1 pseudogene is annotated in these 346 nt (G+C 65.9%); it reads left to right on the forward strand.

What is annotated here, in order from left to right:
• A pseudogene (locus EN808_RS35425) lies at positions 1–346 on the forward strand (F0F1 ATP synthase subunit beta); the annotation flags it as partial.

Genomic DNA, 346 nt, shown 5'->3' on the forward strand with positions numbered 1-346 from the left:
CTGTCGACGGCGTCGAGCTGCGCGCCATCCACCAGCCGGCTCCGGCCTATGTCGATCAGTCGACGGAAGCGCAGATCCTGGTCACCGGCATCAAGGTTCTCGACCTGCTCGCGCCTTACGCCCGCGGCGGCAAGATCGGCCTGTTCGGCGGCGCCGGTGTCGGCAAGACCGTGCTGATCCAGGAGTTGATCAACAACGTCGCCAAGGCTCACGGCGGCTTCTCGGTGTTCGCCGGTGTCGGCGAGCGCACCCGCGAAGGTAACGACCTTTATCACGAGTTCATCGAATCGGGCGTCAACAAGAAGGGCGGCGGCCAGGGCTCCAAGGCCGCGCTGGTCTACGGCCA

This window comes from Mesorhizobium sp. M8A.F.Ca.ET.165.01.1.1 (genome assembly GCF_004792065.1).
Lineage (GTDB): Bacteria > Pseudomonadota > Alphaproteobacteria > Rhizobiales > Rhizobiaceae > Mesorhizobium.